At 55.2% G+C, this 14,517-nt stretch carries 6 protein-coding genes; 3 read left to right on the forward strand and 3 right to left on the reverse strand.

Going from position 1 to position 14,517, the window contains the following annotated elements:
- Positions 1-38 precede the first annotated feature (38 nt).
- From SH528x_RS11785 to SH528x_RS11795, 3 genes are all read left to right on the forward strand, one after another.
- Complete coding sequence (locus SH528x_RS11785) at positions 39-1,757, forward strand: DEAD/DEAH box helicase (protein ID WP_442510715.1); 1,719 nt, start codon at positions 39-41, stop codon at positions 1,755-1,757.
- 200 nt (positions 1,758-1,957) lie between these two features.
- Positions 1,958-4,993, forward strand: coding sequence for a DUF1549 domain-containing protein (locus SH528x_RS11790; RefSeq protein ID WP_442510716.1), 3,036 nt, complete (start codon positions 1,958-1,960; stop codon positions 4,991-4,993).
- 8 nt (positions 4,994-5,001) lie between these two features.
- On the forward strand, positions 5,002-6,474 hold the full coding sequence (locus SH528x_RS11795; protein ID WP_442510717.1) for a DUF1501 domain-containing protein: 1,473 nt from the start codon (positions 5,002-5,004) through the stop codon (positions 6,472-6,474).
- A gap of 236 nt (positions 6,475-6,710) precedes the next feature.
- Here SH528x_RS11795 and SH528x_RS11800 read toward each other — a convergent pair whose 3' ends face one another.
- The 3 genes from SH528x_RS11800 to SH528x_RS11810 form a co-directional block, all read right to left on the reverse strand.
- On the reverse strand, positions 6,711-11,012 hold the full coding sequence (locus SH528x_RS11800) for a choice-of-anchor Q domain-containing protein (protein ID WP_442510718.1): 4,302 nt from the start codon (positions 11,010-11,012) through the stop codon (positions 6,711-6,713).
- A gap of 69 nt (positions 11,013-11,081) precedes the next feature.
- Positions 11,082-12,077 carry a YhdH/YhfP family quinone oxidoreductase gene (locus SH528x_RS11805; protein WP_442510719.1) on the reverse strand — a complete coding sequence of 332 codons (996 nt, stop codon included), beginning with the start codon at positions 12,075-12,077 and terminating at the stop codon, positions 11,082-11,084.
- Positions 12,078-12,082: 5 nt separating this feature from the next.
- A complete protein-coding gene (locus SH528x_RS11810) occupies positions 12,083-14,152 on the reverse strand; it encodes a hypothetical protein (RefSeq protein ID WP_442510720.1) in 2,070 nt (689 codons plus the stop codon).
- Between the last annotated feature and the right edge of the window lie 365 nt (positions 14,153-14,517).

Below are 14,517 nucleotides of genomic sequence, written 5' to 3' on the forward strand. Positions count from 1 at the left end.
TCGCTACTGCTTAAACGGACGCAAAGAGCCAAGTCACTATGTTGAACGTCGAGATTAACTCGCAAGCGAGCTGGCACGAGAGCGATCTTGTTCCAAGAAATACCTACGAGCTAACGATCGACGCCATCGAACCGCGATCGTTACCGATCCGACTCTCGCCGTTGACGCCGCGCGTAACGGGATTCTTGTTTCCCGAGGCAAATCAGTGGATACCGCCCAATGCGAAGCCAGCTGCGCCGGGTAACGAATCGAGCCAGCTGAAGATTGCTGATGCGACGAAAAAGAAGCCGAAGGTGGATCGCAAACGCCATCGCATCAAACCGCCCAACGATGTTGTCAAACTGCAGGATCGTTTGTACTACTTGCTGCAACCGCCGCTGGATCTATTGGTTGGCAGCGGTCAATTGAATTTTCCCTTCGAACCGTTCCCGTACCAATTGGATGGGATCGCGTTCATGTTTCCGCGGTTCGCATGCGTGTTAGCGGATGAGATGGGATTGGGAAAAACGATGCAGGCGATCAGCACGATCCGCTTGCTGCTTTGTAGTGGCGAAGTTCGTAGCATTTTGTTGGTTTGCCCAAAACCACTTGTGTCGAATTGGATACGTGAGTTCCGTGTCTGGGCACCCGAGATCCCTGTTGTTGCGATCGAAGGCAATGCGGCGAAACGCGAATTCCAGTGGCGATCGCCTGAGATCCCGGTCAAGATTGCGAACTATGAATTATTGATGCGAGACAAGGAAACGGTCCTTGAAAGCGGATTGCACTTTGACCTCGTCGCACTTGACGAGGCGCAGCGGATCAAAAATCGTAACAGCACAACGAGCGAGATTGTGCGCGCGATTCCGCGGACGCGATCGTGGGCATTGACTGGAACCCCGGTTGAGAATTCTCCCGACGACTTGGTTGGGATTTTTGAGTTCCTATCGCCAGGGTTCCTGCAAGCCGGTATGCCACTGCCACAGATGGCTGCCGCATCGCGTGAGTATATTTTGCGTCGCACCAAAGACATGGTGCTTGAGGATATGCCGCCGAAATTGTATCGCGATGCTGAACTCGACTTAACCGCCGAGCAGTGGTCGACGTACGAGCAAGCGGAATCCGAAGGGGTGATTCAGCTTGAAAAACTTGACGAGATGTTGACGATCCAGCACGTATTCGAATTAGTGCTGCGGCTAAAACAAATCTGCAACTTTGATCCGGTCTCGGGCAGCAGCACCAAGCTCGAGCGTTTGGTCGCCGACATGGAAGAAGTGGCTGCGAGTGGAAAGAAAGCGATTGTATTTAGCCAATGGGTCAAAAGCATCGATCAGATGAAACCGGCACTCGAGCGATTTGGGCCTTTGGAGTATCACGGCCGGATCCCTCACAAGCAACGCGAAGGAGTGATCGACAAATTCAAAAACGATCCTAACAGCCACGTGATCTTGATGAGCTACGGCGCGGGAAGCGTCGGCTTGAACCTGCAGTTCTGTGAATACGTCTTCTTGTTTGACCGTTGGTGGAATCCCGCGATCGAAGACCAAGCGATCAACCGAGCGCATCGGATCGGGGCCAAGGGCGCCGTCACGGTGACGCGGATGTTGGCCATGAACACGATCGAACAACGAATCGCGGCGGTGTTGGACCAGAAACGCGAAATGTTTGATGCGTTGTTCTCCGAGCAGGGTGGCCCTGTGGCGGCTGGCGGATTCAGCCGTGAAGAGATCTTTGGCTTGTTCGACCTGCGTGCACCCTGCGGCAAAAAGGTCGCGTAATTCTATAGAGCAGTGTTCTATTGAATCAGCGGAGACGTGGCAGCGGAAAACACTCAGGGCGGTGAGATCCTGCTATACTGTTAGATCCTGCTATACTGGCAACACCTCACCTGCGATGGGCTATTTTCACACCCACCATCGCTGCCACCGAATCCGCGTCCAGGAAAGCATGTCACGTGTTTCCCGCTGCCTGCCTATCCATGTGTCGCTTGACCTTTAGGGCGACTTTCACTTTTTCGCTGGCGTGGATCGCTGTAACGCTGGCGAACGATTCCTCCGTTTCCGCGGTGCCACCGGCTGCCACCACCACAAGCCCCGTCGATTTCGCCACAGACGTGGCTCCGATTCTGGCAACGCACTGCCTGAGCTGTCACAACGAAGTGCAGCGCCGTGGTGACCTTTCGCTGACCACCGCAACCGACTTGATCGACAGTGGTGCGATTTCGGCCGACCTTGCCGATACCAGTCGGCTGATGGAAATGATCACGCCAATCGATGGCAGTGCGGAAATGCCTCAGGATGCTCCGCCGCTTTCGCAAGCACAGATCGATATGCTGAGCCGATGGATCGAGGGCGGCGCGGTTTGGCCCGATGACGTCACGTTAACCGAACCGTCGGTTTCTGATTTGGATTGGTGGTCGCTCCGCCCCATCGCAGCACCGGCGATCAACGAGAACGAACCCACTCATCCAATCGATGTGCTGATTGATGCCAAGTTAGAAGCAAACGATCTTCGACCGGTCGGCGTCGCAGATCCGGCAACGCTGGTCCGGCGATTGCATTACGATCTGACCGGACTGCCACCCACGGTCGCGGAAATCGATACGTACTTGGAAGACGTAAAGTCAGATCCCAAAAACGCTTACACGAAGCTGGTGGATCGCCTGCTTGATTCAACCCGTTTTGGTGAAAAGTGGGGGCAACATTGGCTGGACGTCGCTCGCTATGCGGAAACGCATGGATACGACAAGGACAAACCACGCACCAACGCATGGCCTTACCGCGACTATGTCATTCGCAGTTTCAATGACGACAAACCCTATTCACGGTTTGTCCAGGAACAAGTCGCGGGGGACGCATTGTTCCCGGGCGATCCCGACGGAATCATCGGACTAGGATTTCTCGCGGCGGGACCCTGGGATTTCATCGGGCACACCGAGGTGGGCGAAGGGAAACTCGATGGTCGGATTGCAAAACATCTCGACCGCGACGAAATGGTCTCCGCCGTGTTCAACGTTTTCATGAGCACGACGGTGCAATGTGCCCAATGTCACCATCACAAATTTGATCCGATTCGGGCAGACGACTACTACCGATTGCACGCTGTGTTTGCCGGGATCGATCGAGCGGATCGCATCTACGCCGGGTTGTCGCCGGAACAAGAACAACAACGTCGCCGGCTGTCGGAACAAATCGCGGTGCTTGAGAAACAGCGCAGTGAAGTTCAGGCCGAACGGGACCATGTGATTGGCGAGCCCACTCGAGTATTGGATCGTCGCATCGAGGAGCTGATTCAAAAGCACGGTATTGAGCAGTCCGTTGCGTACGGCTATCACAGCCAAATTGCGTCCGCCCCGGATACGACCAAGTGGGTGCAGCTTGATTTCGGAGCAGTTCGTTCGATCGCGTTGATCCGGTTGACACCCGCGTTTGACAATTACAACGCGATTGGTGCTGGCTTTGGATTTCCGTTGCGTTACCGCATCGAGGTTTCTAACGACGAACAGTTTGCGGATGCGTCGGTACGCTGCGTGCTTGACGCCAGCAGTGATGACCAACCAAATCCAAAGCTAGAGAAAATCGTGGCGGAAACGGCAGGGCCGGCCTTTCGTTTTCTGCGTTTGACGGCAACCAAGTTGTCACCGCGACGCAACGATTTCATTTTTGCGCTGGGCGAAATTGAAGCGTTGGATTCCGAGTCGAGTGAAAATGTGGCTCTGCATGCTGCGGTCAGTTCGTTGGACAGCATCGAGGCCGAGCCAAGATGGAGTGTCAAAAATCTGACTGACGGCATTGCTTATCGCCGGGTCGAAGGTGAACTGGCAATCGCCAACCTGATCCAACTGCAACGCGATCGAGCCAAGGTGCTGCAAAACTTGGACACAGCCGACTTCGATTCACGTCTAACGAAAATCACTCAGTCGCTTAGCGATCTGCGAACCCAACAAAATCAATTTCCCGTTGGCGTGAAGGTTTACGCGGCGGCTACTCACTTCGAAACCCAAGGGAAATTCAAACCGACCGAAGGCAAGCCTCGCCCGATCCATTTACTGCACCGCGGTGACCTGCGAACACCGGGTGACCGTTTGGCTCCGGGGCTTCCGGTGTTGTGGAATCAGGCATCACACGCCGCGTGTGCCGCCAATAACGAAGACGAGGCCGACTCGCGAGCCTGTTTGGCTCACTACCTCACCGCTCGTGACAATCCGTTGGTGTGGCGGAGTATGGCCAATCGGCTTTGGCAGTGGGTGTTTGGTCAGCCGTTGGTTAGCACGCCGAATGATTTTGGCCGGATGGGGACGCTGCCGACACATCCTGAACTGCTCGATTATTTGGCCACCCGACTGCGAGACGATCCTCAACAATCGATCAAGGCGATCGTGCGATTGATGGTCACCAGCGGAGCGTACCGCCGAGCGAGTTCCGCGGATGACCACAATGCCGCAATCGATTCAAACAACACGCTGCTATGGCGATTTAATCGCCGTCGGTTGACCGCCGAAGAGTTTCGCGACTCCCTGCTTTCGATCAGCGGCGTGCTGCGATTGGACGAACGTGGAGGCCCGAGTTTCCAGGACTTCGTGATCGAGAAACCCCAGCATTCACCTCACTATGAATACCATCTTCACGATCCTAATGACCCCAAGTCGCATCGCCGCAGCATCTATCGCTTTGTCGTCCGTAGCCAGCCGCAGCCGATGATGACGACACTCGATTGTGCCGATCCCTCGATCAGTGTCCCTCAGCGTGATGAATCGACCACGGCCCTTCAAGCTCTGACGCAGTGGAACAATCGTTTGACCGACGCGATGTCGAAACACTTTGCAGAGAGAATCAAAACGACAAACCCGTCCAGCACAGCAGATCAACAAATTGATCTCGCCTGCCAATGGACGTGGGGGCGATATCCCAACGACGACGAGCGAACAATGCTGCGAACATTGATGCAAACGCACGGTGAAGCAACGCTAGCGAGAGTGCTGCTGAACACCAGTCAATTCATTTATGTGGAGTAACGATTCTTATGGAAAACTTTCGCTCTCACCTCACGCGTCGATCATGGATGGGCAGCGGGCTTTCGAGTTTGGCGGGCATTGCGTTTGCCGATTTGCTATCCCGTGATCATGTGCAAGCTGGGGCAAGTGGCGCGACGACACGGCTGCATCATCCCCCGCGTGCGAAACGCGTGATCCAGTTATTCATGGCCGGTGCCGCCAGCCATGTGGATACGTTTGATTACAAGCCACTATTGAAGAAGCAAAATGGAAAGCCTTGGGATCCAGGCGAACAGGTTGAGTTGTTCCAAAGCACACCGGGGGCATGCATGGCCAGTCCTTGGCAATTCAATCCCTACGGCGAATCGGGCAAGATGCTCAGTGACATCGTCGCCCCCTTGGGTGACGTGGTGGACAAGATCGCGTTTATTCACAACGTGGTCGCAAAAACCGGCGTCCATAGCCAAGCGACGTTGCTGCAGACGACCGGGTTCCAACTGCCGGGCTTTCCGAGTGCCGGGTCGTGGATTTCCTATGGACTGGGAAGCGAAAACGAGAACCTTCCCGCCTTTGTCGTCTTGCCCGACCACCGCGGACTAGCATCCAACGGAGCCAAGAACTGGGCCAACGCGTTTTTGTCGGCCGAGCACCAGGGCACCGTCATTCGTCCTGGGAACGAGACGCCGATTCGCGATCTGTTTGCTCCCGAAAGTGATTTTATCACTGCAAAAAACGACGTCGCCGGCTTGGAATCGCTTCGCAGGCTGAATCTCGCCTATGCAGAAAAACGGGCTGACGATGACCGGCTTGCCGCGCGAGTGCGATCATACGAGCTTGCCGCGGCGATGCAGATCAGTGCCACCGATGCGCTGGACGTTTCTGCCGAGCCGCAATACATCCGTTCGATGTACGGACTCAGCAACGAAGGATCACGGGTCGATGATTCGGTTATCAACACCAAGGCCGAGACCGAATTTTTTGGCCGCAAGTGCTTGGTCGCTCGTCGGTTGCTCGAACGCGGAGTTCGCTTTGTGCAAGTTTGGAGCGGTAATGACAACGGTCATCCACGTCGCAATTGGGACAGCCACGAGAATGTCCAGCGTGATCACGAGCCGTTGGCACGCGGGATGGCAACCGGAGCCGCTGCGTTGATCAAAGATCTCGAACAGCGTGGGATGCTCGACGACACGATCATTTTATGGACGACCGAGTTTGGACGGATGCCTTGTTCGCAAGGCAGCAAAGGTCGCGACCACAATCCATTCGTGTTCACAAATTGGTTGTGCGGAGGCGGCATCCAAGGTGGCAGCTATGGGCCGAGTGATGAGTGGGGGTACAAACCGCAATCACGTTCGCAGCACACCGAGGTCTATGACATCTACGCGACGATCTTGCACCAATTGGGAATCGACCACACGCGGTTGGCGGTACGAAACAATGGGATTGATCGCCGCTTGACCGACGTCCACGGCCACGTGCTAAAGGAAGTTTTGGCCAGTTGAATCCCGCAACATGCCGAGGGCAGGTTGCGAGTGATCGATCGCAAACAGGCAAAATTGAGCCGACGGCACGAGCCGCGTGCTGTCGATTTAAACGTAAAGCAAATTGCGATCGTGAGTCGTGGGCCGTAAGGCACCGGGTAGAGCGTGGGACCCGGCCGCTCACGCGTCACGGCTCACAAGAGCCGCGACGCGCCGGCGAACGCGTGAAGCGACGTCGCGACAATCTCGTATCTCGATCAAAGCGAATCAAACGCGTCTGTGGTGGCAAAGAACCCATCGGTGGTCGTGTCCGGTGACGTTTGTGTTTCTGCGTTTGCGTCTGTGGCGGGAACCGACGGATGCACGGACTGTGCACGTGATGCCTCGGCGTTTTGCCAAGCGGGCTTCGTTGGCAACGTCGTTATGGGCGGCATCGCCAAGACGATGTCCTCGCCTCCGACGAGACGGCGCAAGTCGTCTGGATCCAACCACGGCGTCGCGGCTGTGATCGCAATGTTCAGATCGGGAACTCGTTCGAGTCTGGCCAGTGCATTGATCACTTGCAGCGCATCAAAGGCGGTCACCAAACCATCGCCGCTGACGTCAAAGTAACGATTGGGCCAAACGACCACGCCAAGCGGATTTACTAGGCGACCGTCGCTAAGAGAATATGTTTGTGATTCCAGTTCGTTGATGATCAGCAGAGCGTCGGCGGCGGTGATGAATCCATCGTTATTGGAATCGGTTTTGCGAATCAAGTTTTGCCAGGGCAGTGGCAGCCCTGCTTCGATCACTCGCGGCATCGGATTGCGCTGGTTCACAAGCGATCTCAAAAACACTCCGTTGAAAACTCGTGTCGATCCCATCCGCCAATCCTGTGGCTCACTGAGCAGGATATTGCCGCCCGCGAAACCGCCCACCTGGATCGATTCGCTTTGGGGCGACAAACGCGATACTGCATCGGAGTCGATGAACAGATTGGACCTTGCATCCTCGGCGAGTTGAATGACCGCGAAATTTCTCGTCCGGTACACATCTTCCAAGACGTTGGCGGGCGTGGTGGATGTCAGGAACTGAAGCGTATTGCGACCACCGGCACCATCGAATTGAAGGTCGATCGACGTCGGCAGCGAGTCAGGATCAAGTCTAAGTTGAAACGTCTCGTTCAGCCCCGTGCCCAAGACCAGCACTGTGCCCGCTTGAATTGACAATCCGTCCGTCGCGGATGAAGCCTCGGTCGGCGAACTTTCAAAGCGGACAATTTCGTCGTCGCTTGTGACGTGAAATCCACCGCCAAGTGAACTCGTGTTGGCCGCCACGGTGCTCAGCATAAGCGTTACTGCGACATCGTTTCCCGCGACTCCGCCTGCGGAGTTGGCCGCTTGGTTTGCAGTGATGTCGCTATTGATTAGCGTCAGTGATCCCTTGTCGATAAAGATTGCACCGCCTCGATCCGTAGCGTCATTCCCGCTGATCGTCGAGTCACGAAGTGATATGTGTGCGTCGTTAGCAAAGATGGCACCTCCAAGCGACGCGGTGCCTCCGGTCAGACGAACATCATTCAATGTCAATTGAATGTCGGGATCCAAGATCGTAAAGATGCGGCTTCTATTTTCCGCGTCAATGATCGTCTGTTCCGATCCGTTCCCCGCAAAGACAACATCGTCTTTGATTTCGATTTCGCCTTGCTGAACCTTCATCGGAGATGTAACGGAGGAGGCAAAACGCACTTCGAATTCACCCGCCGTGGCATTTGCGATCGCAATCGCTTCGCGAAGGCTGATCTCGAGATTTGCGGCGCTCAGCGGATTCGCATCGGATTGATCGTCAGCGGTCGTGACGATCACCACCAGATCATTCTCGGTTTGTCGTTCATAGGAACCAATGTCGACACCGCCGAGGGCATCACGAACATACAAACTGCCCCGTTGATCGGTCGCCGAGTTCGGTAAACCTATCGAACTGCCAGCATCTAGTGCGGCTGACAACGGGGGCAAAGCGTGCGTGGGTGTCGGACCACCGTTGAGTGCGAGCGGTTTCAGAATTTTCTGTATGGGAACAATGCTGCGACCTTGTGGCGATGATTGACCGATGATATTCGAGTCGCGTCCGTGCACCAGTCCTGCTGCGGACGCGGGATCGCCAATCAAGCTAAAGAAACCGGCGAACGTCCCTCCGAGCGTTGAGAGATCGTTACGCGTGGTGGCTTCATTTCCAGCAACGATCGAATTGGTCAGCGTCGTCACTGCGTTCGCTGAAACGATCCCACCACCGTGGCCATCCGCTCGGTTGCCCGAAATCGTACTTTGCAGAACTTCCGCAGTCCCAGTGAACTGCAGCAATCCGCCGGCATCCGACGTGGCGTGATTTCCCGAGATGGTGCTTTGCTGAATTTTGCCTTGATTGCTAAGCGTCAATCCGCCTCCGAACGCGGCTTGATTGTGATCGATTGTGCTGTTTTGAATCACCGTTTGGCTGCGAGGAGCCGAGTAGATTCCACCGCCAAGTGCGTCCGCTGTGTTACCGGTGACATGGCTTCGCTGCAGCGTCAGGTTTTCGGTCGACCAGATCGCTCCGCCACTGCCCGAAACGCCTGAACCCCGAGCGTGGCCGCCGGTCAAACCAACGTCGCTGATCGTTACATTGATCGACTGATTGGCATCCAGGTCGTCGATCGTAAATATCCGTGAATTCGCATTGGCATTGATCGACAATCGAGAAGCCCCGAGTCCTACCAATTCCAAATCATCACGGATCACCAAGTCGCCCAAGGAAAGTTCGATCACTCCCAAGGTCAGCGACGGATCAAACTCGATGCGATCCGGCCCAAAGCTGGCGTTTGCTAAATCAATCGCTTCACGCAAACTGAGGTCAGCCGGGTTCCCTAAAAACGCATTGGCGTCAAGTTCGTCCGCGAGTGTCGTCACCACAAAAGGACCGGTCGACAGCGATTGCAATTCATAAGCACCAATGTCCAGATTGGTTTGTCCCAGCGAAACAGCCGATCTGGCAAACCCTTTGCCACGTTGATCAGTCGTCAATGCATTTCCAATGTCGTCAAATGCCAAGGACGCGCGGCCGGCACCGATCGCGGGATTGTCAACTTGATTTGCCAACGCATGCGTCTGCGTGATGCCGCCATAAAAACTAAGCGGCTTCAATACATCGGAAAACGATAAGGGAACGCGTCCGCCAGACCCGTTGTCGCGTCCAAAAATGTTCTGGCTCGCTGCCGAAGGATCCAGTCCTCCCGTTGTCGCTGGATTTCCGATCAGGTTGTTGCGTCCGAGTGTCGGCGATTCGGTAATCAGATCACTGCCGTTGCCCAACACAATCGTATTGTTCAGCGTTGCGGTACTGGTGTTGTTCGCGAACATTCCGCCGCCTTGCGAGGCGAGATTCAGAGCAATGGTCGTGTGAGTTAGCGTCGATCCACTATCGATGTCGCGAATCCCACCGCCGCTGCCCGTGGCAATGTTTCCTGAAACGGTGCTATTAAACATTCGTGTGGTCGCATCCAATTGAAACAATCCGCCACCATCAAGTTTCGCTTGATTACTGGCGAGCGTTGATTGTCGGATTGTCAACGCACCAAAACGATTGTAGATGCCGCCGCCGTCTCCATCGGTCTCATTGTCAACGATCGATGTGGCTGTGATCGCAACGGTGACTCCCTCGTTGTAGAGGGCCCCACCCCCGAGAAACGCGTTGTTGTCTCTGAATGTGGATTCACTCAGACTTGCGAGATTATTTCCCGACAGACTGATCGCGCCGCCGTAGCGTGCTGCAACGTTTCCTGCAAATACAGAGTTTTGAATTTGGACTTCGGCGGATCGCGTCATCAGTCCGCCACCGTGGGACGCAGAGACATTGCCTGCCAAGTGGACAGCGTCAAAACGTATTTGACTATCCGAATCTGCAAACAAACCGCCGCCACCCGCGTCGGGATCACTTCCGAGTGCCTCGTTTGCTTCGATTGCGACATGATTCAGTAGCAGCGAACCGCCAACCCAAAGTCCACCTCCGCTGGCGAGTGGCTGTCCATTGGGATCGCTTGACAAGGCACCGTCGCTGCCATCGTCGGTCGCGATGCCGCCGCGAATCGTCAAGTCGTTGACGATCAAGGTCACGCCGGGCATGACTTGCAACACACGATCGACGACATTTTGGTTCAGGATTGTTTTCCCGATCCCCTGGCCATTGATGGTCACACTAAAGTTGCGTTCACTAAAATCGAGGTCTCCGCTAAGAGACTCGTTTTCTTGGCCAGCGGGGTTGGCGACGCTCAGGTGATACACACCGGCAGCCAGTTCAATCGTGTCGTTCTCGAAATTCTGATTTGCTTGAACGATCACGTCTCGCAAGCTGCCCGCTGCCCCATCCAGTGCGGCGGGCGATGGCGTGTAAACCGCCATCATGTGCCGCGACTCAAGCAGCTCGTGAATCAAGCGGCGGCGGACGGAGTGGATCGAAGCACGCAAAGCGACTCCGCCGTGCACCGAACGGAGTTTTCGGCGCCGCTGTTGACGAATCGTTAACAGGCTAGCGTGACTTTTCATTTGCCCGACATTGTTGCCGATTCCCGCTCCGAATGCGAGAGCTTGGGGGGCTGCAAACGAGCAAGCGGGCTAGATTTTGATGACGGCGCGGCCGACCATTTCACCTGCCAAAATCTTGCTGACCAACGACTTCAGCTGGTCCATGGGGTAAATCTGGGTTAGTGAATCGAGATCATCCAACTTCCATTCACCCGCCAAACGCTGCCAAATTTTTTGACGCTCCGGCAGGGGGCACATCGCCGAATCGATTCCACAAAGCGTAATTCCACGCAGCAGGAACGGATAAACGGTCGTATTTAGCTCGCTTCCACCGGTCAACCCGCAAGCCGCGATGCAGCCGCGGTACGAGGTCGTCCGCAGCAACGTTTCTAGCATTTTCCCACCCACCGAGTCGACCGCTGCTGCGTAAGCCGCACTCAATAAAGGCCTTTTGCTGTCATCCACAAACTCGCTGCGTGTGAGGACTTTTTCGACTCCACGTTTTTTCAGGTTCGCGTGCTCACTTTCCTTTCCTGTGACCGCCACCACGGAGTAGCCCAATTTTACGAGCAGCGAGATTGCCAGACTTGCGACGCCGCCGGTCGCTCCCGTGACGACGACGCTGCCGGATTCCGGGGTCACACCATGGTTGATTAGGGCCCCCACACATTGTGCCGCCGTGAAACCAGCGGTGCCGAGGGCCATCGCTTGGACCGGAGTCAAGGAATCGGGCAGTGGCACCGCCCATGAACTGGGCACATCGATCTGTTCTGCCCAAGCGCCAAAACAATTCACGCCTAGTTGGTTCCCCGTCACAATCACTTGATCGCTGACTTGGAAATCGTCGTCCGCGCTTTGAATCACTCGGCCGACAGCATCGATGCCTGGAATGTGAGGGAATTTTCGGACGATCCCCGGGTTTCCGGTCGCGGCGAGTGCGTCCTTGTAATTCAGTGACGAGTATTCGACTTGGATGCGAATGCGTGGCGATTGAGAGTTCGACGCATCCAAAATCGAAGTGGGTTGCTGAGTGATTGACGATGTCACTTCGCCAGCGTCGTTTTTTTCTACCCAGAAACATTGCATCTGACTTAATCCTTTTGCGTGAGTATGACTTGTTCCATATCCGCCCACTGAACCGATACTTCAAATCTCAGTTTTGCCGATGTTTGTAACAGAGTCACCAAGGATTGCAATTCAGCAACACGGCGGGACATCTCTGTCAAATGATCCACGTGCGACTTCATCGCCGCGCGGCGAGGGCGAATGATCCGCCGCGCGTCCGTGTCGCTGCGATCGTACAAGGATTCGACCTGAGCAACTTGCTGCAACAATTGGTCCGTTTGGCCGAGCAACGCATTAGCAAAATTTGCTAGCCCCGTCTCGGTAAACGACTGCCATGCGAACGTGGGGTCCAGTCGGCCGGCGGTCCGGATTTGACAAGAGAGTTTGGTCGTACACTTGATGTCGAAGCGGATACCGATCCGTACGTTTTCGCTGTCTTTGAGCGATAGGACCGCAATCCCACTCGTACGTCGTGGAGATGTGGAATCGATGGGTTCAATCCAAGCTTCCTCTACCTCGTCCGGCAACTCGAATTCGATTTTCAACCTGGCGACCTTCGTTGGCAACATTCCCGACAGATTCCAACTGGGGTGAAAATCTGATTTTTCAAAGGACAGCGTCCAAGCATCCGCTTCGATTCGCGGACGAAAGAAAACGACGTCGCCGCCAACATCGCGAAGACGACCATGTAACAGAGAGCTCGCTTGAGAACTTGCTTTGGCGTTTTCGTTCCACTGAAACCTCAGTCCCTCCGCTTCGCCATTTAAGACCGCAATCGAAGTCTCGTTTCGGGTATCGCGAATGTCGTACGATGCAATTAATTCTGCAGCGATTTCTCGACTGGGAATCATCGCAATCGGAATGTTGATGGGGAACTCGAGCAAAAGTCGGTCGCGGGCATCATTACTGAAATGAAAGTTTTCGATGGATTGTGAGGTCGCAGTATCGTCCGTCGCCGGCAACTCAATTGCGTGTACTGCCACCGATCGCACGGTTTGCGGTATCTCGGGTGATTCGATCTCCGGGGCGATTGATAACGCGTCCGTAGCGATGTTGTTAGAGATGCTGACGTCGCCAATGGAAATCGCCGCTGCGGTGCCTTCCACTGCATCTTGTGCTTGCTCTGCGAACGAGTTTGGATCGGCGTCCGCAGTCGAAGATTGCGACGTCTCGAAGTTCGACGACATCATCGACGGAACAAGCGAATCAAATTCCAATAACGATTTCGGGTTCGCCAGCGTGGATCCCGAATTCAGTTCATCGCTCGTTGTGTCAAATGATTCGAGTGTCGCGGTTTGTAGCACGCTGTCGGTGTTGGAGTCTGGTGTGTCGTTTCCAATCACCGGCGACTTCGTGTCCCTTTCGAATTGCTGCGAGGCAACGCCGGTGTCTGCAACCATCAATTTTTCAGGATGTGAAGTTCCGCTATTCCACCACCAAACCAGTCCCAACGTGATGCCGATGATCCCCACGGTGGCGATGGCAACGACCGGGTTTGGCTGGCGTCGCCGACTCGTATTGCGAGACGGCGCTTCCTCCGGCGCCAGACTGACGTCGGCAAGGCTGCTTTGCTGATCAGGCTGATTGGTTTGCGAAACGTTTGCATTGGACTCGCCTAATGCCGTCACACCTAATGCCGTCACACCTAATGCCGTCACGCCTCGCGAGAGTTCGCCACCGACTTGGTTTCGGAATTCTTCTAATCGCTGTTCATTGATCGCACGCACATCATGATGGGATGGTGCATCACTTGACACCGGATCTTCAGGCCTTGTTTTTGTGGACCGCAATCCCACGGTGCCGTGCGAATCGACCAACCAATCCGCCAAGTTGATGGGCGGTAGCGGTTGACCGGTGCGAGCATGGATGTCCTCGGCGATTGCACTCGCTTGTTGGCACCAAACGTCGACGACGTCGCGGGGTGGTGGTCCCAAGCGAGCAATGATGTCGCACACGGACTCGGCATTCGCACTAGGACTCTGTAGCGAAGGTTCCGAGGTTGACCTGGAGCGATGACTCATGTCGACGACCGCCGTTTCGGTGACATTTTCTACACTGCGGTGGAGCAGCCGCGACGCTGCAATGGGCGTCGCCATGGCCGATGATAGCAATTTCCGGAGTCATTCGGAAAATTTTTCCTGAACGTATCGGCCGGAATAACCAAACCTCAGCGCCCGGTTGTGCCGATAAATCCGCGTGAAGGAGTTGTGTCGAACGTTCCTGAAAAATGAATTTTCAGGATTCGAGGTTCGGCATGAATTGCTTCAAAGCCAATCTGAGGGGGAAAAGGTGGGCTCGGTTTTGATCGTCGCGTGTACGCGTCGAGAAGGATCAGCCATACCTGAGGCTTGTGCGGCGAGGGTCGCGGCATCAGCCATCGATAGCAGCGGTCCAATTGGTGGCCCGCATTTGCTTCGTTCCCGCTTTTGACACTCCGGCTTTTCCATACCGGCCGATAGCG

It is taken from the genome of Novipirellula methanifontis (assembly GCF_052161655.1).
Classification (GTDB): Bacteria; Planctomycetota; Planctomycetia; order Pirellulales; family Pirellulaceae; genus Novipirellula.

What these genes read in the sequence shown, in the direction of transcription:
- SH528x_RS11785 (WP_442510715.1), top strand. Translation starts at nt 39, where the DNA reads ATGTTGAACGTCGAGATTAACTCGCAAGCGAGCTGGCACGAGAGCGAT.
- SH528x_RS11790 (WP_442510716.1), top strand. Translation starts at nt 1,958, where the DNA reads ATGTGTCGCTTGACCTTTAGGGCGACTTTCACTTTTTCGCTGGCGTGG.
- SH528x_RS11795 (WP_442510717.1), top strand. Translation starts at nt 5,002, where the DNA reads ATGGAAAACTTTCGCTCTCACCTCACGCGTCGATCATGGATGGGCAGC.
- SH528x_RS11800 (WP_442510718.1), bottom strand. Translation starts at nt 11,012, where the DNA reads ATGAAAAGTCACGCTAGCCTGTTAACGATTCGTCAACAGCGGCGCCGA.
- SH528x_RS11805 (WP_442510719.1), bottom strand. Translation starts at nt 12,077, where the DNA reads ATGCAATGTTTCTGGGTAGAAAAAAACGACGCTGGCGAAGTGACATCG.
- SH528x_RS11810 (WP_442510720.1), bottom strand. Translation starts at nt 14,152, where the DNA reads ATGGCGACGCCCATTGCAGCGTCGCGGCTGCTCCACCGCAGTGTAGAA.